Origin of the sequence: Streptococcus sp. 27098_8_74, assembly GCF_041431705.1 — a bacterium.
GTDB lineage: Bacteria > Bacillota > Bacilli > Lactobacillales > Streptococcaceae > Streptococcus > Streptococcus salivarius_E.
Map to the genome: position 1 here is coordinate 1 of NZ_JAPVYF010000026.1, position 20,006 is coordinate 20,006.

Here is a 20,006-nt window from a genome sequence, read left to right on the forward strand (position 1 = left end):
TGGTTATGATTTCATAGTATCAAAAAAACAACCGTTCTCACGATTGTTCAATAGATTTAAACCTTTTCAAGGACAGACTGGGTTACCCAAGTCTTGCGATTTCCGATTTGGACGAGGACGCCATCGCTAGGTGGGTCAATGGCTAGCACTTTGAAGTTACCTGGAATAGTAAAGGTCTCACCAGGATTGAGGTACTGGTCTGAAGTTGGATTGCCTTGTCCATCAACTTCAAGAACAGGTCCAGGATCAACGATATTGTGTTTGGTTGGTGTGCCTCCTGCTAAATCTTGGCTGGTGATGTTATTTCCTACTATAGATGTTACACGGAAAGTACCTGTAAATCGGACAGTATCACCAATGTTGATAGAAGAGTTGGTTGTATTACTAGTCTGAGTTCCTGATTCAAGGTCTTTAAAGTGGATATAGCCGGATACTTGACTTTTATGGAAGCTACGTTTGTGGTATTTCTCAGGTCCTTGCCCCACATCGTAGTTGTACTCCTCAATCGTTACCTGATCTCCTTGAACGTCAGCAACCCAGGCTACATGCCCCATGTGACCGGCCCCGTTGACACCAGCTGAAAACCAAGCGATGCTCCCTACGGCAGGATTCATGTCGACACGGTAACCATTGGCACGTGCGATGCTTCCCCATGTAATGGCATTCCCATAGCCTACAGGTAGGTTGAAACCATTCGTGTTACTGAGGCGATAGGCCGCAAAGGATGTACACTGACGCCAGTACATGGTCCAAGGATCAACGCCGAAGCCTCCATATTTCCAAGAGGAAGGATAGTCATCTCCGAGGACAGCCGCCTGAGCAGAGGAGCCACACGAAACCGATACAGTCGCTAGACAAGCTAGCGGTAAAAGACAATTTAGTATTTTTTTCTTCATTTTAACCTCCACCTACTTATTCGTAGTTTTTCTGGAAAATGAAGATAATTTGTCTATTTTCAAAAAACTATATATAATTATATAAAATAATATATAAGGAGTTAATTATGACTGTTGTAGAGAAGCGTGTTCAAGTAAATTTCCAAACTAACCCGATTTTGTTGGAAAGGGCAAGAAAAATTGTAAAGGCAAATAATTTAGATATGAGTAAATCGTTTAATTTGTTTTTGGAGACGATTGTTGCTACCGAGCAAATACCAGTAATGACGGAGGATGAATTGCTAAAAGAAAGACTGTTTAGGCAGCTTAAAGCTGAAGTAGCAGAGAGTGTAGCTGAGTATCAAGCGGGTAATATGATACCCCTTGAGGAGGTTAAGGATGAATACAACCTATAGTCTTTCACTCACTAAGCGTGCTCGCTCTTCTTTGAGAAGTATATATGACTACATTCGTGATGTACTTTCTAATGAAACTGCTGCCAAGAAGATAGTTTCGAAGCTTTTGCAAGGAATGGAAAGTTTGAAGACTTTTCCTGAGGCTGGTTTTAATGCAGATCAACGTTATGGTAAAAGAATCAATGACACATTTGAGACACGAGCACTTGTCGTTAAACGCTATGTCATACTTTATTTTATAGACGAAAGTAGAAAAGAGATTGTAGTCTCCCACATCTTTAGTTCTAAAAGCGACTATATCAAGTTGTTATAAAAAAATAGTTCCTAGGTTTAAGATATTTTATTTCAAATTTTAAATAAATTTTCCTTTTTCGTAGTCTTCTAAAACTTCCATAGTTGTTGATTTTTTAGGAGACTATGAAAAAGTAAGTTTGTAAAATGTTATAATAGATTTTAAATAAAGAGAGAACAAAAAAAGATGAAAGCTAATATACAATACATAGATTTATTTGCGGGAGCTGGTGGCTTATCAGAGGGGTTTAAACGAACTGGGAAATATAGGCCAATAGCCCATGTTGAAATGGATACACATGCTTGTGATACATTAAAAACAAGATTATCTTATTATTACTTAAAAGAGAATGGTTATATTGAATTATATTATAAATATTTAAGAAAAGAGATTTCAAGAAATGAACTTTGGGCTATCATTCCAAAGGAAATACTCGACAGTGTAATACACACTGAACTTAGGAGAGAAAACCTTGATTTCGTTTTTGAACAAGTAGATGAGCTAGTCAAGTTATCAGATTCTAAAAAAGTTGATTTAGTAGTAGGAGGACCACCTTGTCAAGCGTATTCTATTATGGGGCGTTCTGTAAGTAGTAATAATATGAAAGATGATCCAAGGAATTATTTATATAAGCTGTATGTAAGATTTATTTCCCATTATTCACCAAAGTTGTTTATCTTTGAGAATGTCCCAGGACTTCTGACTGCTGGAAAAGGAAAAATTTTAGAGGATATTATAGAGTCGTTTGATAAGGTAGGATATGAGGTAGAGTATAGGGTTCTCAATGCAGAAGATTTTGGAGTTCTTCAGAAACGTAAGAGAGTAATTTTGATTGGTTGGAAAAGAGAATTGAATTATTCATATCCGAAGTTTAGAAAAATCAGTTTTCCAGATGTAACAGTTCAAATGATACTTGAGGATTTACCAAAAATAAGTATCAATTCTGAAAACAATGTATATTCATCTAAAACTAACACTTACTTATTTCAAAGTTTTATAAGGAATACAGACTCTCCCTTGACATGGCACGTTTCACGGTATACGAATGATAGAGATAGAAAGATTTATGCAGAAGCCATTAAGTTATGGGATAACTCCCAAAAGAGATTGCGATATGATTTATTACCTGAGGACTTGATTACCCATAAAAATCAGAAATCATTTTTAGATAGGTTTAAAGTGTTAGCTTCAAATTTACCATCCTCTCACACTATGATTGCACATATTGCTAAGGATGGGCACTATTTTATACATCCTGATATTAAGCAATGCCGCTCCATAAGTGTCAGAGAAGCTGCTAGAATCCAATCTTTCCCTGATGATTACTTTTTTGAAGGACCTAGAACAGCAGCATTTACTCAAATTGGTAATGCAGTACCTCCTTTAATGGCTTATTACATTGCAAAAAAATTAGAGGAATATTTTATTGATGAGGAATAAGAGATGACAGAAATTAAATTTAGACCGAAAGCTCAAATTTTAATTCAATTGGGGGATCAATTAATTAAAAATGAGGGTATCGCATTATTAGAGTTAATAAAAAATTCATACGATGCTGATGCTACAGAATGTGAGGTAAATTTATCTTATTTAGACTCAGAAATGCTTGGGGAAATCGTTGTCGAAGATAACGGAGCAGGAATGTCTTTTGAAACGATTAGAGATGTCTGGATGCAACCAGGAAATACTCATAAAAAGAAACAAGTTGATGAAGAAAAGAAGACTAAGTTAGGGCGTTTACCGATTGGAGAAAAAGGAATTGGCCGATTCGGAATTCATAAACTAGGTAAAGAAATTGAAATTATTACTAGATCGAAGGGAAATCTTGAAGTATATTTTAAAATTGATTGGAGTAAGTTTGATTCAAATCAGTTTTTAGATGAAATACCAATTACTATTGAGGAACGTGAACCTCAGAAGTTTATAAATAGTACTGGAACAAGGATTCAGATTAGAAATATAGAGCAGTGGAATAAACGTAAATTTCGTGAAACATATAGACAAATCGTTTCATTGAATTCTCCGTTTGAGTCCCAAGAATCGTTTAAAGTTAATATAAAAAGTACACATGATGATTGGCTAGAAGGGATGTTAAATTTCGGTCAGATTAAACAATTTGCTTTATACCGTTCGACAGCGAAGTTTAAAGATGGCAATATTGAAGATTTTAAGTATGAATTTTTACCCTATGACAATATGTCAGTTAAATCTCGTAGGATAGAAAAAGATATAATTCCACTTAATTTTTTCAGTGATAGCAAACGTAAAGACCCAGCTAAATTTTTTCAAGATAAATCTAAAAATTATATGGAACAGTATGGGATAAATGATTTTTCTATAGAATTATATGTTTTTGATAAATCATCTGATGTCACTCGCTTTATTATGGAAGATAAGAAATCTTTTAAAGACTACCTGACTGAAAATGGGGGGATACGAATTTTTCGTGATAATATGCGTGTTTTAGATTATGGTGAAAAGGGAAATGATTGGCTTAATCTTGATTCAAAACGTGTAAATAATCCGGCTAGTTCATTGAGTAACAATATAATTTTAGGAGCTATATCTCTAAAACGTAATGAGAGTAGGGGATTGGTCGAAAAAGCAAATCGAGAAGGTTTCATTGATAACCAGAGCTATGAAGTGTTTGTAAATATAATCGAGAAATATTTATTTGAATTTACTAGAGAAAGAAATATCGATAAGGATAGACTACGCCAATCCTTAAAAGAAGATAACAAAGATTTAGTTGATATTATTGATGATGTGGGTAAGGAGATTAAATCTTTAAATGTTGAAACAAAACTAAAGAAACAAATTTCAAATAAACTAAATCGAGTGAAGTCAGAGTATAAATTTATTAAAGAAACTTACGTAAAAACTTCATCAGCAACAAGCAGCTATGCAATTGTTATCCATGAGATGGAGAAAATTGTAAAGGAACTTTCTGTTATTTCATGGAATTCTGAAGAGATTCAAAGAATTGATCAGTTAACGCATAGATTACGGGATGTAATTGAAGGCTATACTTCAATATTACGAAACAGAAGAAAATCTAACTACTCTGTTATAGAGATTATTAATAATGCTTTATTTAATGTTGAGTTTAGGCTAGAAGCACATGAAATTTCTCTTGACGAACTTTATAAAGATAAGAATTACAAGGTATTGTGTGACAAAGGTTTAATTGTGTCTGCTATCATGAATATCATTGATAATTCAATATACTGGACACATAAATCAGGAAAAAAACAAAAAAAAATCTTAATTGATACGGTACTAACTGAGAAGGATCGTGTTGAGCTAATAATAGCAGATAACGGTGTAGGATTTCAAGGAAATCCAGAGGATATGATTCGTCCTTTTGTCGGAGAAAAACAAGGTGGACTGGGTCTAGGATTAAATATTGTTAACGAAATTATGAATTCACAAAAAGGACAATTGCTTTTTCCAGAAAATAAAGATTTGGATTTACCGAAAGAATATCAATCAGGTGCAACTATTATACTAAGTTTACCATTGTCGGAGGGATAAGATAGAATATGAATAATTTACCTAATAATGGATCTATTGTGATCTTAGATGATGAATATATGGAAGTAGAACCTTTAATTAAACTTTTATCAAAAAATAATAAGTCTTTTCGCTACTATGATGCTAGACCTGATAATTTACCTTCGGAAGGAACTGAAAAAGAAGCTACCAGACTAGTTTTTTTAGATTATAATTTGATTCCTGGTGCGACAGGGAGCCAGATTGATACTATTATTAGATATCTTAGTAGAATTATTCCTAAAAATAATGGGCCTTATTTTATTTTACTTTGGAGCCAGACCGAGAGTGATGCGAGTCAATTTCAAGAAGATTTAAAAGAACGTTTATCTGATAACAACGGTAAATTAAAAGAGGATAAAAAACATTTATTTCCATGGGGAGTTCAAAGTTTAGATAAAATAGATTTTTTTGAAAGAAAAGAAGGGGAAGGCTCCTATAAACTTATTGAAGGGAAAGATCAGGAACTTGAAAGAAAACTTGAACAAGTAACTAGAGAAGTTCCCATGCTAGAGTATTTCTCTCATTGGGAAAACATGATTTTATATAAAGAACAGAAGCTAATTTCAGACATTGCAGGTCTATTAAAAATTGGAAATATAAGACGAGAAGCGCCGACAAAGAAAATTGTAGAGTTGTTAGCTTATTTAGAATTAGAAAAATCGATGGGAAGCCAGACTAATATTGGAAAAATAAATGCATCATATAAAGGTTTAAATAATTTTTTAAAAATTTATTTGAATCATGGGATGGAGGAGGAAATCGAGCTAACTTCAGCAGGTTTGAACAATTTAGGGGATCATCTTCCAAATGGATTTGAGATTCAAGAGTTAAATCGGTGGTTAAATATAAATTACTTAGCAAATGAACAACACATGGGTAAAGTAATTGTTGATGACAATACATTTTTAGCATATAATCTAGTGGATAAAATTGAAGATGAAGAACAGTTTAAAAGAGCTATTGATAAATATACTGATTCTGAAACTTTCTATAAAGAAATTATGTTAGAAATCAGCCCAGAATGTGATATAGCGCAAAATAAAAGACGTTATTATAAGTTCATTCGTGGATGTGTTATCTCTAAAAACTTAATTGAAAAAATTTTATCCGATGAGTTTTACGAGGATAAATTCAAATTCAAGAAAGAAGATGGGAACGTAGTATTTAAGTTTAATGATACTATATTTAACGCACTAGAGTTTAAGCATAAAAGTTATCAAAATAGTTCAGTCTATTTGATTTTGGATTTTTCACAAATTACTACAATTCCTATTACTGATACTACAATTATTGAAAAGGAAGTTCTGTTTTCTATTAATCCCGATATGCTTAGTACAATAAAAAATAAGCTAGCGGCAGTCATTTATAAAAAAGGTTACCAACATTTATAGTTAAGGAATATCTTGTTTCTGATAATAATTATCATCCAGCCTAGGGGCTCGGTCCGTGACCAAGAGTCAATCGAAGCTGCTAATAAACATAGTTTGATAATAATATTTATAGGTGTTAGTCACTTTCGCCATTAAGAGTTTACGGAAATATCCAAAAAAATAGTTGTTTTTAGATACTTTAAGCCTCCCTTAAGCTGTTTAGACTATACTATCATTAATCCTAAATAACTTTTTTCATTTTCATAATCTCCCAAGAGGTGGTCCAAGTGGCCGCCTTTTTTATGTTCAAATTTGGATACACACCCATATCTCCGAACAAATATGTTATAATGGTTATGTATAATTCGTGAAAATTGCTAATTTTTCCGAATGATTGTCGTTAACGGGCATTTGCCCCTAGTCTTATTTGATATTGAGGTATCTTTCAAATGAAACTTTTGGTTGTTGGTTCTGGTGGTCGTGAACATGCGATTGCCAAGAAATTATTGGAGTCTAAGGATGTTGAGCAAGTTTTCGTAGCTCCTGGTAATGACGGGATGACATTGGACGGTCTTGATTTGATCAATATCGGAATTTCCGAACATTCTAATCTGATTGACTTCGCAAAGGCGAACGATATTGTTTGGACCTTTATCGGTCCAGATGATGCCCTTGCGGCTGGTATCGTGGATGATTTCAATGCAGCTGGTCTTAAGGCTTTTGGTCCGACCAAGGCTGCAGCTGAACTTGAGTGGTCTAAGGATTTTGCTAAGGAAATCATGGTCAAATACGACGTTCCGACAGCAGCCTATGGCACATTTTCAGATTTCGAGGAAGCCAAGGCCTACATCGAGGAAAAAGGCGCTCCAATCGTCGTCAAGGCAGACGGCTTGGCCCTAGGTAAAGGTGTCGTCGTTGCGGAGACGGTTGAGCAAGCCGTCGAAGCTACTCACGAGATGCTTTTGGACAATAAATTCGGTGATTCAGGTGCGCGAGTGGTCATCGAGGAATTTCTTGACGGGGAAGAGTTTTCTCTCTTTGCCTTTGTCAATGGAGATAAATTCTACATTATGCCAACGGCTCAGGACCACAAACGTGCTTATGATGGGGACAAGGGCCCTAACACTGGTGGGATGGGTGCCTATGCGCCGGTTCCTCACTTGCCACAGAGCGTGGTTGACACAGCGGTTGACACCATTGTCAAGCCAGTCCTTGAAGGTATGATTAAAGAAGGTCGTCCTTACACTGGTGTCCTTTACGCTGGTCTTATCTTGACAGCTGACGGCCCTAAAGTCATCGAGTTCAACTCACGTTTTGGCGATCCTGAAACGCAAATCATCTTGCCTCGTTTGACTTCTGATTTTGCGCAAAATATCACTGACATTTTGGATGGCAAAGAGCCAGCTATCACTTGGACGGATAAGGGTGTGACACTGGGCGTGGTTGTAGCATCAAACGGTTACCCACTCGCTTATGAGAAAGGTGTCAATCTTCCAGCCAAGACAGAGGGTGACATCATCACTTACTATGCCGGTGCCAAATTCGCTGAAAATGGCCAAGACCTCCTCTCAAACGGAGGACGTGTTTACATGTTGGTCACAACAGCAGACACCGTCAAAGACGGCCAAAACATCATCTACAACGAACTCAACAAACAAAACACGGAAGGCCTCTTCTACCGTACGGATATCGGTAGCAAGGCTAACAAATAATCAGCGACCGTAGGTCGAAAAAGGCGAGCGAAAGCGAGCCAAACTAAGATAATGGTCGCCGTGGTGAGAAGACCAGAACAGCATCTGTTCTGGTCGGGGAAACTTTGAGACTTTAGGCTCAAAGTTTAGGAAGGAAACCGAAGGTTTGCTTCCGTTCCCACCACCTAAGACCATTATCAAAAAAGAAAAGGAAAAATTATGACTAAACCAGTAATTTCCATTATCATGGGCTCAAAATCCGACTGGGCAACCATGCAAAAAGCTGCTGAAGTTCTCGACAACTTCGGCGTCGCTTACGAAAAGAAAGTTGTTTCCGCACACCGTACACCGGACCTCATGTTCAAACATGCCGAAGAAGCACGTAGCCGTGGCATCAAGGTCATCATCGCTGGTGCTGGTGGTGCTGCTCACTTGCCAGGGATGGTTGCTGCCAAAACAACCCTTCCAGTCATTGGTGTGCCAGTAAAATCACGTGCTCTTAGCGGTGTAGATTCGCTCTATTCTATCGTTCAGATGCCAGGTGGTGTACCTGTCGCAACCATGGCTATCGGTGAAGCTGGTGCGACAAACGCTGCCCTCTTTGCCCTCCGTCTCCTCTCAGTAGAAGACAAGGCCATTGCAGATGCGCTTGCTAACTTTGCTGAAGAACAAGGAAAAATCGCAGAGGAGTCTACAAATGAGCTCAACTAAAACCATTGGTATCATCGGTGGTGGTCAACTCGGTCAGATGATGGCTATCTCAGCTATCTACATGGGCCATAAGGTTATTACCCTTGATCCTGCAGCAGATTGTCCCTCTTCTCGTGTGTCTGAGGTTATCGTGGCACCCTACGATGACGTAGACGCCCTTCGTCAGTTGGCAGACCGCTGTGATGTTCTCACTTATGAATTTGAAAATGTCGACGCAGACGGCCTTGACGCTGTTATCAAAGACGGTCAACTTCCACAAGGGACAGACCTGCTTCGCATTTCACAAAACCGTATCTTTGAGAAGGATTTTCTCTCAAACAAGGCTAAAGTGACCGTTGCCCCTTACAAGGTCGTGACATCTAGCCTTGATTTGGAAGATATTGACCTTTCTAAAAAATACGTCCTCAAGACTGCGACAGGTGGTTACGATGGTCATGGTCAAAAAGTCATCACATCAGTCGACGATTTGGAAGAGGCAAATGCTCTTGCTAACTCAGCCGAGTGTGTCTTGGAAGAGTTCGTTAACTTCGACCTTGAAATTTCAGTCATCGTGTCTGGTAATGGCAAGGATGTGACGGTTTTCCCAGTTCAGGAAAATATCCACCGCAACAACATCCTCTCTAAAACCATCGTGCCTGCTCGTATTTCTGATAGTCTAGCTGAGAAAGCTAAAGCTATGGCTGTGAAGATTGCCGAGCAACTTGACCTCTCTGGTACCCTCTGTGTGGAAATGTTTGCGACATCTGATGACATCATCGTCAACGAAATCGCACCACGCCCACACAATTCTGGCCACTACTCAATCGAAGCTTGTGACTTTTCACAGTTTGACACGCATATCTTGGGCGTTCTCGGAGCGCCACTCCCAGCAATCAACCTCCATGCGCCAGCTGTCATGCTCAACGTCCTCGGCCAACACGTCGAAGCAGCTGAGCGTTATGTCACAGAAAATCCAAGCGCCCACCTCCACATGTATGGTAAACTAGAAGCGAAGCACAACCGCAAAATGGGCCATGTGACTTTGTTTAGTGATGAACCAGACAATGTGGTTGAGTTTGGGAAGGGAATTGATTTTTAGGTGAAAATAGCAATCCTAGGACTCGGAGTCATTGGAACGACTTACGCCTACGCTTTTCAAAAAGCAGGCCATCAAGTAGAACACGTCCTTAGAGACAGTAAGCGAAACAATGCTCCAAAATCCCTCTCGGTTGATTTGCTAGATGGTCGCTATCATTCCAAAGGTGAAAACAAACACGATACCTATGAGGTTCGTGTGGCAGAAGCTGATTCAGAATATGATTTTATTTTTCTCAGTGTTCGTCATGGTTTTGTCAAAGAAGCCGTGGAAACCTTGCGAAAAAATAATATCAAAGGCACCCTCGTTTTCTTCTGCAATTTCTGGAATACACGAAAAGATGTCCAAGAGTGGGCAGGAGATTATGACTATATTCTGGCCTTTCCGACAGCGGGTGGTCACATGCAGGAGGACCATTTGGATGGTGTCTTGTTTGACCATTTAATGCTCGAAGGTGAGCAAAAAGCACACATTTCTAACTATTCTGATTTGACGACTTTGCTGACTTCTGCAGATTTGAAGTGGGAAGTTCCTCATGATATGGTCGAGTGGATTTGGATTCACATGGCGATTAATGCGGGTGTTACTTCGACAGCTGCTCGTTCAGGAAATCTGAAAAATCCAGAAGAATTGGCTCTAAACTTGATGAATAGTTCTTCGGAATTATCATTAGCCATCAAGGCCATTCGAGATGCTTTGAAAGTCGTCGAAGCGCGTGGTGTAAATTTGAAGCTTTACAAAGCCGAACTCTTGCCATACAAAATCCCCGCTTGGATAGCCGGCAAAGCCATGAAAGTCATGTTTGCTAAAAATGAGCTGACCCGAAAAATCATGACCTTACACAATGACAAACAGGACATCTTCTATTGTTGTCAAAGTGTTTATCAGACTGGTCAGGAGTTAGGTGTGAAGATGCCTATTCTGGAAGCAAATATGAAGGGCATTTCGATTTAGGAGGTTTTATGATTCAACTCATCGTCAACGCATTTGTCGAAAAAGAGAAGACTGGAGCAGTCGTCGAAGTCTTGTATGCTAGTAGCGATCATGAAAAAGTGAAAGCTAAGTATGAAGAGTTGGTTGCTCAATATCCTGAAAACTATTTAGCTATCTATGATTTGCCGATGGATACTGATTTGAATAAACTAGATCACTATCCATCAGTGTGGATTGGGAAAGAGGAATTTGAATAAAGCGACAGTTGGTTGCTAACTGATGTAAAACATCAAAAGAAAGGAAAATAAAAACATGATCGAACGTTATTCACGCCCTGAGATGGCGAACATTTGGACTGAAGAAAATAAATACCGTGCTTGGCTTGAGGTGGAAATCTTGGCTGACGAAGCATGGGCTGAATTGGGAGAAATTCCTAAGGAAGATGTGGCTTTGATTCGTGAAAAAGCGGACTTTGACATCGACCGTATTTTGGAAATCGAGCAGCAAACACGTCACGATGTGGTTGCTTTCACACGTGCGGTTTCTGAAACGCTTGGTGAAGAGCGCAAGTGGGTTCACTATGGTTTGACTTCTACTGACGTGGTAGACACTGCCTATGGTTACCTCTACAAACAAGCCAACGACATCATCCGCAAGGACCTTGAAAACTTCCTCAATATCATCGCTGATAAAGCAAAAGAACACAAGTTCACTATCATGATGGGTCGTACCCACGGTGTGCACGCTGAGCCTACAACTTTTGGTCTTAAATTGGCAACTTGGTACAGCGAAATGAAACGTAACATCGAGCGTTTCGAGCATGCAGCTGCTGGTGTGGAAGCTGGTAAGATTTCTGGTGCGGTTGGTAACTTTGCCAATATCCCACCATTCGTTGAAAAATACGTCTGCGACAAATTGGGTATCCGTGCTCAAGAAATCTCTACACAGGTCCTTCCTCGTGACCTTCACGCTGAGTATTTTGCAGTTCTTGCTAGCATCGCAACTTCTATCGAGCGTATGGCTACTGAAATCCGTGGTCTTCAAAAATCTGAACAACGTGAAGTGGAAGAGTTCTTTGCTAAAGGTCAAAAAGGGTCTTCAGCAATGCCACACAAACGTAACCCAATCGGTTCTGAAAACATGACAGGTCTTGCGCGTGTTATCCGTGGTCACATGGTAACAGCTTATGAAAACGTAGCCCTTTGGCATGAACGTGATATCTCTCACTCATCAGCTGAGCGTATCATCGCACCAGACACAACCATTATGATTGACTACATGCTCAACCGTTTCGGAAACATCGTTAAGAACTTGACAGTCTTCCCAGAAAATATGATCCGCAACATGAACTCTACATTTGGTCTTATCTTCAGCCAACGTGCCATGCTTACTTTGATTGAAAAAGGCATGACACGTGAGCAAGCTTATGACCTTGTTCAACCAAAGACAGCCCAATCATGGGATAACCAAGTAGACTTCAAGCCACTTCTTGAATCAGATCCAGAAGTGACATCACGCCTCACTCAAGAAGAAATCGACGAAATCTTCAACCCAGTTTACTACACTAAACGTGTTGATGAAATCTTCGAACGCATCGGTTTGGGTGACTAATCTAAACAAAATAACAGAAAGCAGGTTTGCCCTGCTTTTTTTGATGGTGACATTTATGTCACTAGTTTTGTTTCCTTTTCAGCTGTATAATAAGGTCATCGCAAGAAAACTATCAGAAAGGAGAAATTAGCAATCTTAAAAGGACGACTCAACTATTTACCGGAACTTAGCCTCTTGATAGTAAGCATTGCTTATACTATCATCCGCATCATGAATGATCTTGGAAGTATCAAAGCACCCTCTTGGTTTTTAGATATGGATATTCCTAGTGGTTCCTTACTATTACTTATTTTGCTTATTATTTTAAAAAGTGAAGCAAGAGAATAGAACTTTAAGATACTTTTAAGTTTATTAGTTTATATTGTAATCATCCTAATAAAACAACTAGCTTTGGTGAGCTAGTAGTAAACAAAACTTTTTCATAACTAATCTCCCCGAAGAAAGTCTAGAAATCTAGGCTTTTTTCTTGTTTTTTGAGCTTTTATTAGGGGATTTTAAGAAAATCCTTGAAAACCCTTCCAAAACAAGGTAATATAGTTATATAAAGATTCTATTGGACAAGCGGTCACCTTGGAGGATTAGGAAGAAGAGGTTGGGAAGCCTGTACAATCGTATCTTTTCAGTGGTCTTTGGACTGCTGTGAAAATCCCTCAGGGGATTTTTTTCTGCGATTTAAGGTTTCTTTAAGGAAGGCAAGTTATACTCTAAGTCTCCTAAATAACTTTTACTGAACGCCGTTCAGTAAGTCTCGTTGGCTTACACTTTTTGTAGAACAACGAACTTTTCTTTTTCATAATCTCCAAAAGAGCTCAACATCATGTGTTGGGTTCTTTTTTTGGCAATTAAAAAACGCCCTTAGGCGTTTTAAATATGGCTTACATCTCGTCTGGAGCTTCAACACCGAGAAGGCGAAGGGCTTCTTTGAGAACTGTTGCTGTTGCGTAGCAAAGAGCCAAACGGCTGTCAAGTTCTGGGCTTTCATCCAAGATACGTGTGTGTGCATAGTATTTGTTAAAGGCTTGAGCTAAGCTGATAGCAAATTTAGCAACGATAGACGGTTCAAAGTTGTCTGATGCACGGTTGATGATACGTGGGAAATCTTGGATGAGTTTGATGATTTCCCAGCTTTCAACGTCGTTTAGGCTGTATGTAGCATCTGCAGATGGCGTGAAGTTAGCCTTGCGCAAGATAGATTGGATACGAGCGTGTGCATATTGGACGTAAGGTCCAGTTTCTCCCTCGAAGGATACCATGGCATCAAGGTCGAAGTCGTAACCATTCATACGATCTGTTTTAAGGTCGTAGAACTTGATAGCTCCGACACCGACAGCATGAGCAACAGCTTCCTTGTTAGGCAAGTTTGGATTCTTAGCTTCGATTTGAGCCTGAGCACGGTTAACAGCTTCAGCGATTGTTGGCTCAAGCAAGATAACGTTACCTTTACGAGTTGACAATTTCTTACCGTTCTTAGTTACAAGACCAAAGGCAACGTGAGTCATGTCGTCAGACCAGTCGTAGCCCATTTCTTTAAGAACAGCTTTCAACTGTTTGAAGTGGGCAGATTGTTCATTACCAACCACATAGATGGCTTTGGCAAAGTCGTAAGTACGTTTACGGTAGAGGGCAGCAGCCAAGTCACGTGTGATGTAGAGTGTCGCACCATCTGATTTTTTGATAAGGGCTGGGTGTTCGATACCGTATTTTTCAAGGTTAACCACTTGGGCACCTTGAGATTCTTGGAGAAGTCCTTTTTCTGTCAAGATGTCAACGACTTCATCCATCTTATCATTGTAGAAGGCTTCACCATTGTAGCTATCAAAAGAAACACCGAGTTCATCGTAAAGACGGTTGAATTCCACCAAGCTTTCGTCACGGAACCATTGCCAGAGGGCAGTTGCTTCCTCGTCCCCAGCTTCCAATTTACGGAACCATTCACGAGCTTCTTCGTCTACAGATGGGTCTTCTTCAGCTTCGGCATTGATACGCACATAAAGTTGAAGGAGTTCGTTGATAGGGTTGGCTTTGACAGCTTCCTCGCTACCCCATTTCTTATAGGCAACAATCAGCATACCAAACTGTTTACCCCAGTCACCCAAGTGGTTGATACGGACCGGTTTGTAGCCTTGTTTAGCTACGATGTTGGCAAGAGCATCAGCGATAACCGTTGAACGCAAGTGACCGATAGAGAACGGTTTAGCGATGTTAGGACTGGACATATCAAAGGCAATATTACGTCCGTGACCGATGTTTTGGTCAGCATAGTGGCTGCCTTGAGCGATGACTTGTCCAAGAACGTCCGCTGAGATTTTTGATTTATCAAGGAAGAAGTTGATGTAAGGACCAACAGCTTCAACTTTTTCAAAGTTTGAGGCATCGATTTTTTCAGCGATGTCTGCTGCAATCATTTGAGGAGCCTTGCGCAAGACTTTAGCCAATGAGAAGGCAGGAAAGGCGAGGTCCCCCATGTCAGCGTTTTTAGGGGTTTCAAGCAGATTTTGAATGTTTTCTTGTTCCAATTCAGGAACAACTTTGGTAATTTCTGCTGCAATGAGTTCTTTAGTATTCATAGGTACTCCATTTCAAATCTTGTCATTCATTCCTATTTTACCATTATTTTAGTTAATAGGGTAGGGACAAGAAAGCATCTATTAGGAAGAATTTCATGAAAAAATACAAAAATTCTGTTATAATATGCAAAGAATATACATAAAAAGAGGAAAGATAATGAAGAGAGATCGTCAAGCTGTTATCAAACAGATGATTTCAAGAGATAAGATTGGGACACAAGAGGAAATTAAGCAACGCCTAGAGGCGGAAGGTATCACGGTTACTCAGGCTACCTTGTCACGTGACTTGCGTGAGATTGGCCTCTTGAAGCTTCGTGATGAAGAAGGCAGACTCTACTATAGTTTGTCTGAGCATGTGCTTCCAAGTTTGGACCCTACGGTTAAGGATTATGTTAAATCAGTTTCCCGTGCCCAGTTTATGCTGGTCCTTCACACAGAGTTGGGTGAAGCTGATGTTTTGGCCAACCTAATTGACAGTGATGGCAACCCTGAAATTTTAGGAACCGTTGCTGGGGCAGATACTCTATTGGTAATCTGTAAGGATGCTGTGGTTGCTGAAAAACTGGAAAGCGAGTTTCACTGATGAATACTCCTCATCAGGATCTCCAAAAAGCCAAAGAAGAGTTAATCGACCTCCTCAAACACCATGAGGCGGTTCTTGCTTTTCAAGAGGCTGAGAAAGCTATTGGACAGGTACCTCAAATCAGTCATCTGGCTGGACAGATGAAGGCTTATCAACAAGAAGCAGTGCTTTTTCAAAAAATTGAGAAACAACGTGCCTATGAGGAGGCAGGTGAACAAGCAGATTTGATTCAGCATGAGTTGGAAAATTTGCCTATTGTTCAGGACTACCGCCAAAAAATGCAGGATGCCAGTGACTTGATCCAATATGTGACCAAGTCTATCGAAGAAAGGATTAACGAGGAGTTAAGACATGGCTAAGGAAAAAATATCTCCAGGAATGCAGCAGTATTTGGATATCAAGGAAAATTATCCAGATGCTTTTTTGCTCTTCCGTATGGGTGATTTTTACGAATTATTTTATGATGATGCCGTTAAGGCTGCCCAGATTTTGGAAATTAGCCTAACCAGTCGTAATAAGAATGCTGATAATCCTATTCCCATGGCTGGTGTTCCTTATCATTCAGCTCAAGCCTATATTGATGTCTTGGTTGAGATGGGCTACAAGGTAGCCATTGCTGAGCAGATGGAGGATCCTAAACAGGCTGTTGGTGTGGTTAAGCGTGAGGTGGTTCAGGTTATCACGCCAGGGACAGTGGTTGACAGTTCTAAACCTGATAATGCCAACAATTTCTTGGTAGCCATTGACAAGGCTGGAAGTCGATTCGGCCTGGCCTATATGGATGTGTCAACGGGTGAATTTTTTGCGACAGAGTTGGACGATTTCAGTTCAGTTTGTAGTGAAATTCAGAACCTTAAGGCACGTGAAGTAGTAGTTGGTTATGATTTACCTGAAGCTGATGAACAGATTTTGGTCAAGCAACTCAACCTTCTACTTTCCAAGGAAACAGAGGTTTACGATGATGTCCACTTGATTGACACCAGCTTGACAGACTTGGAAAGCAGTGTAGCGGGTAAACTTCTCCAGTATGTGCACCGTACTCAGATGCGCGAGCTCAGTCATTTACAAAAGGCTCAGCACTATGAGATTAAGGATTACTTGCAGATGTCCTATGCGACCAAGTCAAGTTTGGATTTACTAGAAAATGCTAGAACGGGCAAGAAACACGGATCTCTTTTCTGGCTCTTGGATGAAACCAAGACAGCTATGGGAATGCGTCTCTTGCGAACTTGGATTGATCGTCCTTTAGTGAATCAAGCCACTATCACCGAGCGTCAGAATATTATCCAAGTTTTCTTGGACAATTTCTTTGAGCGGAGTGACTTGACTGAGAGTCTAAAAGGTGTTTACGATATTGAGCGCCTGGCCAGTCGTGTTTCCTTTGGCAAGGCTAATCCAAAAGATTTGATTCAGCTAGGTCATACTTTGGCTCAAGTACCGGTTATTAAGGCGATTTTGGAGTCTTTTAATGACGATGCCTTGTCACGTCTTTTACAAGAGTTAGATGCTCTGCCAGAATTAGAGAGTTTGATTCGGTCGGCTATTGATCCTGATGCCCCTGCAACCATTACAGAAGGTGGCATTATCCGTGCTGGTTTTGATGAGACCTTGGACAAGTATCGCAAGGTGATGAGTGAGGGAACCTCATGGATCGCAGATATCGAAGCTAAAGAACGTGAAGCGTCTGGTATTACAACACTAAAGATTGATTATAACCGTAAAGATGGTTATTACTTCCATGTGACCAACTCTAACCTTAGCTTGGTTCCTGACCATTTCTTCCGCAAGGCAACTCTGAAAAATTCAGAGCGCTTTGGAACTGCTGAATTGGCTAAAATTGAAGGTGAGATGCTTGAGGCGCGTGAAAAATCATCAACGCTAGAGTATGATATTTTCATGCGTGTCCGTGAGCAGGTTGAACGCTATATTGACCGTTTGCAATCTTTGGCTAAGGCTATTGCGACAGTCGATGTGCTTCAGAGTCTAGCTGTTGTAGCAGAGACCAATCATTATGTTCGCCCTATTTTCAATGATGAGCATCGTATTGTTATTGATCAAGGCCGTCATGCAGTGGTTGAGAAGGTTATGGGCGTTCAAGAATACATTCCAAACACCATTACCTTTGATAGTCAGACCAATATTCAGCTCATCACAGGACCAAATATGAGTGGTAAATCCACCTATATGCGTCAGTTAGCCTTGTCAGTAGTTATGGCTCAGATGGGGTCTTACGTGCCAGCAGATAGTATTGACTTGCCAGTTTTTGATGCTATCTATACACGTATTGGTGCTGCAGATGACCTGATTTCAGGGCAGTCGACCTTCATGGTTGAGATGATGGAGGCTAACCAGGCTATTAAGCGGGCGACACCTAATTCCTTGATTATTTTTGATGAGTTGGGGCGTGGGACAGCCACCTATGACGGTATGGCTCTGGCCCAGTCTATCATTGAGTTTATTCATGACAAGGTGGGGGCTAAGACCATGTTTGCGACCCATTATCATGAGTTGACAGCCTTGTCAAACAGTTTGACACACCTTGTCAACGTTCATGTGGCGACACTTGAAAAGGATGGTGAGGTGACTTTCCTTCACAAAATTGTCGATGGCCCAGCTGACAAATCTTATGGTATTCATGTGGCTAAGATTGCAGGTTTACCAGCAGATTTACTGGAACGTGCTGACACCATCTTGACACAACTAGAGGGCGATACAGTTACCATCCAACCTCAGGAAAAGGTATCGCCTCAAGAGAAGCCTGCCACTGAAACGCATGTCAACGAGCAAATCTCTCTCTTTGATGATTTTACTGAAAATCCAGTTCTTCAAGAGTTGCGTGATTTAGATATTTACAACATGACACCTATGCAAGTCATGATGGCTGTAGCAGATTTAAAACAGAAACTATAAAAGAAGCTTGTCAATTGACAGGCTTCTTGTCTTTTATAGGTGTTTCAATTCTTGGTTGAGTTGTTCAATATCCTTTTTCATTTTCCAATAAGAGAAGACCCAAACGAGCAGATAGATAAGGCTGAATTCAATGACTAGCTCCAAGTAGAAAGTCAAACGTAGAGGGAACCATCCGCTGAGGGTAGCTAGTGGAATGAAACCTAGACAGGTCAAGGCGTAGTGAGTGAGGGTTGCACGAAGCAAACTCCACTCAGCCTTACGGAAAATATAACTAGCGATTTCAAAAAGGATACCGATAGCAAACCAAGTGATGAGGCAGTAGGCTAATACCATAGATCCGTGAACCTGATGTGACGTCATCCATTGTCCAATGGCTGAGTGAGGATTTAGAGGCATGTAGCTTGGTGCCCAGATAAGAGACATAATCATGGATACGGCAAGTCCGATAAGGATGCCCTTTGTGCCTGATTTAAAAAGTTGCTTTTTCATTGTAATTTCTCCTTTATTGCTTTGAGGTAACGGCGTGATGAGTAGGTGGTTTCCTTGTTTTTAAGGTGAATTTCAACGAGGCCGTTAGGGGTAATGTTGAAGCGTTCAATTTCTTTGAGGTTGACAATCTCTGATTGTGAGATTTTGATAAAGTAAGATGGCAGTTTTTCTAAAACTTGATAGAGACGTAAGCCTAAGTGGTACTCTCCTAGAATAGTTTCAGCTAAAACTTGGCGATTTTCGATGTAAATTCTGGAAATAGCATTAGGCTCGATGAGATAAGTTTCGCCATCTTTTTTTCCTTTGAGTCGTTGGTTATCATCCAAAGATTCGACAAACTCGACCACTTGCTGAATCTTGGGCGTCCGACTAGGTGCCTGAATCTGCAACATTTCTTCTTGGAATACCGAGTCAATCTGAACTTTTATTTTCATAACTATCCTTTCTTATTGGTAATTGAGGAGGCCTCCTCCCTTTCACACCTTTATTAAACACTATTTACTAGCCCACAGCAATAGCGTTTGTCTATGTGGTCCTATATGGTGTCTAAGTGGTTGAAAATATTTTAGAAAACCCCTATACTTAATGAAAACGTACTGACGAGGTAATCACATGAAATCTATAATGAAATGGTTAGCAGGAATTTTTCTTGCCTGCAGTCTGATTTTGAGTTTTTTTACACCTTTTGAAAAGGCACTAACACTGAACCTGCTCTTGCTTTATTTCTTTGTTAAGCAGTTTATGGATTCTACAAGCTCGCCTAAAACCTACCAATGGATTTTCCAAATCATCTACCTCTTGATTTTTTCTGGGCTCATTTGGTTCAACCTTCGTCATGGGGATATGATTGTTATAGCCACCGCCTTATCTTGGCTAACAGTTGTGTGTGAGTTGTGGCTTTACAGTAAGCATAAGTAACAGTCAGCAC

At 39.9% G+C, this 20,006-nt stretch carries 19 protein-coding genes and 1 pseudogene; 16 read left to right on the top strand and 4 right to left on the bottom strand.

Annotation, left to right across the window (positions count from 1 at the left end):
- Positions 1–56: 56 nt before the first annotated feature.
- A complete protein-coding gene (locus tag O3670_RS09085) occupies positions 57–896 on the bottom strand; it encodes a CHAP domain-containing protein (protein WP_037597278.1) in 840 nt (279 codons plus the stop codon).
- Positions 897–1,003: 107 nt separating this feature from the next.
- Here O3670_RS09085 and relB point away from each other — a divergent pair, with 107 nt between their 5' ends.
- The 12 genes and pseudogenes from relB to purB all read left to right on the top strand — a co-directional run bounded on the left by relB (position 1,004) and on the right by purB (position 12,529).
- Positions 1,004–1,291 carry a type II toxin-antitoxin system RelB/ParD family antitoxin gene (gene relB / locus O3670_RS09090; RefSeq protein WP_037603816.1) on the top strand — a complete coding sequence of 96 codons (288 nt, stop codon included), beginning with the start codon at positions 1,004–1,006 and terminating at the stop codon, positions 1,289–1,291.
- Entirely contained in the window at positions 1,275–1,604 is a 330-nt protein-coding gene (locus tag O3670_RS09095) for a type II toxin-antitoxin system RelE/ParE family toxin (protein WP_002889576.1), read from the top strand. The genes relB and O3670_RS09095 overlap by 17 nt, the downstream gene beginning before the upstream one ends.
- Positions 1,605–1,769: 165 nt before the next feature.
- The gene (dcm, locus tag O3670_RS09100; protein ID WP_371596054.1) at positions 1,770–3,023 is read left to right on the top strand and encodes a DNA cytosine methyltransferase; all 1,254 of its coding nucleotides are present in this window, start codon (positions 1,770–1,772) and stop codon (positions 3,021–3,023) included.
- Between the two features lie 3 nt (positions 3,024–3,026).
- The gene (locus O3670_RS09105) at positions 3,027–5,117 is read left to right on the top strand and encodes an ATP-binding protein (protein ID WP_371596055.1); all 2,091 of its coding nucleotides are present in this window, start codon (positions 3,027–3,029) and stop codon (positions 5,115–5,117) included.
- Positions 5,118–5,125: 8 nt separating this feature from the next.
- Complete coding sequence (locus tag O3670_RS09110; protein ID WP_371596056.1) at positions 5,126–6,529, top strand: hypothetical protein; 1,404 nt, start codon at positions 5,126–5,128, stop codon at positions 6,527–6,529.
- Positions 6,530–6,559: 30 nt separating this feature from the next.
- A pseudogene (locus O3670_RS09115) lies at positions 6,560–6,664 on the top strand (IMP cyclohydrolase); the annotation flags it as partial.
- Positions 6,665–6,957: 293 nt separating this feature from the next.
- On the top strand, positions 6,958–8,220 hold the full coding sequence (gene purD / locus O3670_RS09120; RefSeq protein ID WP_371596057.1) for a phosphoribosylamine--glycine ligase: 1,263 nt from the start codon (positions 6,958–6,960) through the stop codon (positions 8,218–8,220).
- Between the two features lie 198 nt (positions 8,221–8,418).
- Positions 8,419–8,910 carry a 5-(carboxyamino)imidazole ribonucleotide mutase gene (gene purE, locus O3670_RS09125; RefSeq protein ID WP_006150912.1) on the top strand — a complete coding sequence of 164 codons (492 nt, stop codon included), beginning with the start codon at positions 8,419–8,421 and terminating at the stop codon, positions 8,908–8,910.
- Entirely contained in the window at positions 8,897–9,988 is a 1,092-nt protein-coding gene (gene purK, locus O3670_RS09130) for a 5-(carboxyamino)imidazole ribonucleotide synthase (protein WP_371596058.1), read from the top strand. Before purE ends, purK begins: the two co-directional genes overlap by 14 nt.
- Positions 9,989–10,939 (top strand): ketopantoate reductase family protein, encoded by a 951-nt coding sequence (locus tag O3670_RS09135; RefSeq protein WP_371596059.1) that lies wholly within the window; start codon positions 9,989–9,991, stop codon positions 10,937–10,939.
- Between the two features lie 8 nt (positions 10,940–10,947).
- A complete protein-coding gene (locus tag O3670_RS09140) occupies positions 10,948–11,175 on the top strand; it encodes a hypothetical protein (protein ID WP_003098272.1) in 228 nt (75 codons plus the stop codon).
- A 55-nt stretch (positions 11,176–11,230) separates the two neighbouring features.
- On the top strand, positions 11,231–12,529 hold the full coding sequence (gene purB, locus O3670_RS09145; RefSeq protein WP_371596060.1) for an adenylosuccinate lyase: 1,299 nt from the start codon (positions 11,231–11,233) through the stop codon (positions 12,527–12,529).
- A gap of 875 nt (positions 12,530–13,404) precedes the next feature.
- On the opposite strand, the gene argS is transcribed toward purB, so the two are convergent.
- Complete coding sequence (gene argS, locus O3670_RS09150) at positions 13,405–15,096, bottom strand: arginine--tRNA ligase (RefSeq protein ID WP_371596061.1); 1,692 nt, start codon at positions 15,094–15,096, stop codon at positions 13,405–13,407.
- Between the two features lie 154 nt (positions 15,097–15,250).
- Here argS and argR point away from each other — a divergent pair, with 154 nt between their 5' ends.
- Genes argR through mutS form a run of 3 tightly spaced genes read left to right on the top strand, consistent with a single transcriptional unit; the run spans position 15,251 to position 18,589 of the window.
- Positions 15,251–15,679, top strand: coding sequence for an arginine repressor (gene argR, locus O3670_RS09155; protein WP_170314548.1), 429 nt, complete (start codon positions 15,251–15,253; stop codon positions 15,677–15,679).
- Positions 15,679–16,038, top strand: a complete 360-nt coding sequence (locus tag O3670_RS09160) for a YlbF family regulator (protein WP_002889586.1) — start codon at positions 15,679–15,681, stop codon at positions 16,036–16,038. The genes argR and O3670_RS09160 overlap by 1 nt, the downstream gene beginning before the upstream one ends.
- Before the next feature lie 19 nt (positions 16,039–16,057).
- Entirely contained in the window at positions 16,058–18,589 is a 2,532-nt protein-coding gene (gene mutS, locus O3670_RS09165) for a DNA mismatch repair protein MutS (protein WP_371596063.1), read from the top strand.
- Between the two features lie 33 nt (positions 18,590–18,622).
- Here mutS and O3670_RS09170 read toward each other — a convergent pair whose 3' ends face one another.
- Together O3670_RS09170 and O3670_RS09175 are read right to left on the bottom strand one after the other, a co-directional pair.
- Positions 18,623–19,078, bottom strand: a complete 456-nt coding sequence (locus O3670_RS09170; protein WP_080611065.1) for a DUF3021 domain-containing protein — start codon at positions 19,076–19,078, stop codon at positions 18,623–18,625.
- Entirely contained in the window at positions 19,075–19,512 is a 438-nt protein-coding gene (locus O3670_RS09175) for a LytTR family DNA-binding domain-containing protein (RefSeq protein WP_002886318.1), read from the bottom strand. Before O3670_RS09175 ends, O3670_RS09170 begins: the two co-directional genes overlap by 4 nt.
- Positions 19,513–19,690: 178 nt before the next feature.
- Between O3670_RS09175 and O3670_RS09180 the strand changes: the two genes are divergently transcribed.
- A complete protein-coding gene (locus tag O3670_RS09180) occupies positions 19,691–19,996 on the top strand; it encodes a hypothetical protein (RefSeq protein ID WP_037603797.1) in 306 nt (101 codons plus the stop codon).
- Positions 19,997–20,006: the final 10 nt, after the last annotated feature.

What these genes read in the sequence shown, in the direction of transcription:
- mutS (WP_371596063.1), top strand. Translation starts at nt 16,058, where the DNA reads ATGCAGCAGTATTTGGATATCAAGGAAAATTATCCAGATGCTTTTTTG.
- relB (WP_037603816.1), top strand. Translation starts at nt 1,004, where the DNA reads ATGACTGTTGTAGAGAAGCGTGTTCAAGTAAATTTCCAAACTAACCCG.
- dcm (WP_371596054.1), top strand. Translation starts at nt 1,770, where the DNA reads ATGAAAGCTAATATACAATACATAGATTTATTTGCGGGAGCTGGTGGC.
- O3670_RS09140 (WP_003098272.1), top strand. Translation starts at nt 10,948, where the DNA reads ATGATTCAACTCATCGTCAACGCATTTGTCGAAAAAGAGAAGACTGGA.
- O3670_RS09085 (WP_037597278.1), bottom strand. Translation starts at nt 896, where the DNA reads ATGAAGAAAAAAATACTAAATTGTCTTTTACCGCTAGCTTGTCTAGCG.
- O3670_RS09110 (WP_371596056.1), top strand. Translation starts at nt 5,126, where the DNA reads ATGAATAATTTACCTAATAATGGATCTATTGTGATCTTAGATGATGAA.
- O3670_RS09175 (WP_002886318.1), bottom strand. Translation starts at nt 19,512, where the DNA reads ATGAAAATAAAAGTTCAGATTGACTCGGTATTCCAAGAAGAAATGTTG.
- O3670_RS09105 (WP_371596055.1), top strand. Translation starts at nt 3,027, where the DNA reads ATGACAGAAATTAAATTTAGACCGAAAGCTCAAATTTTAATTCAATTG.
- O3670_RS09095 (WP_002889576.1), top strand. Translation starts at nt 1,275, where the DNA reads ATGAATACAACCTATAGTCTTTCACTCACTAAGCGTGCTCGCTCTTCT.
- purE (WP_006150912.1), top strand. Translation starts at nt 8,419, where the DNA reads ATGACTAAACCAGTAATTTCCATTATCATGGGCTCAAAATCCGACTGG.
- O3670_RS09180 (WP_037603797.1), top strand. Translation starts at nt 19,691, where the DNA reads ATGAAATCTATAATGAAATGGTTAGCAGGAATTTTTCTTGCCTGCAGT.
- O3670_RS09170 (WP_080611065.1), bottom strand. Translation starts at nt 19,078, where the DNA reads ATGAAAAAGCAACTTTTTAAATCAGGCACAAAGGGCATCCTTATCGGA.
- O3670_RS09160 (WP_002889586.1), top strand. Translation starts at nt 15,679, where the DNA reads ATGAATACTCCTCATCAGGATCTCCAAAAAGCCAAAGAAGAGTTAATC.
- purD (WP_371596057.1), top strand. Translation starts at nt 6,958, where the DNA reads ATGAAACTTTTGGTTGTTGGTTCTGGTGGTCGTGAACATGCGATTGCC.
- argS (WP_371596061.1), bottom strand. Translation starts at nt 15,096, where the DNA reads ATGAATACTAAAGAACTCATTGCAGCAGAAATTACCAAAGTTGTTCCT.
- purB (WP_371596060.1), top strand. Translation starts at nt 11,231, where the DNA reads ATGATCGAACGTTATTCACGCCCTGAGATGGCGAACATTTGGACTGAA.
- purK (WP_371596058.1), top strand. Translation starts at nt 8,897, where the DNA reads ATGAGCTCAACTAAAACCATTGGTATCATCGGTGGTGGTCAACTCGGT.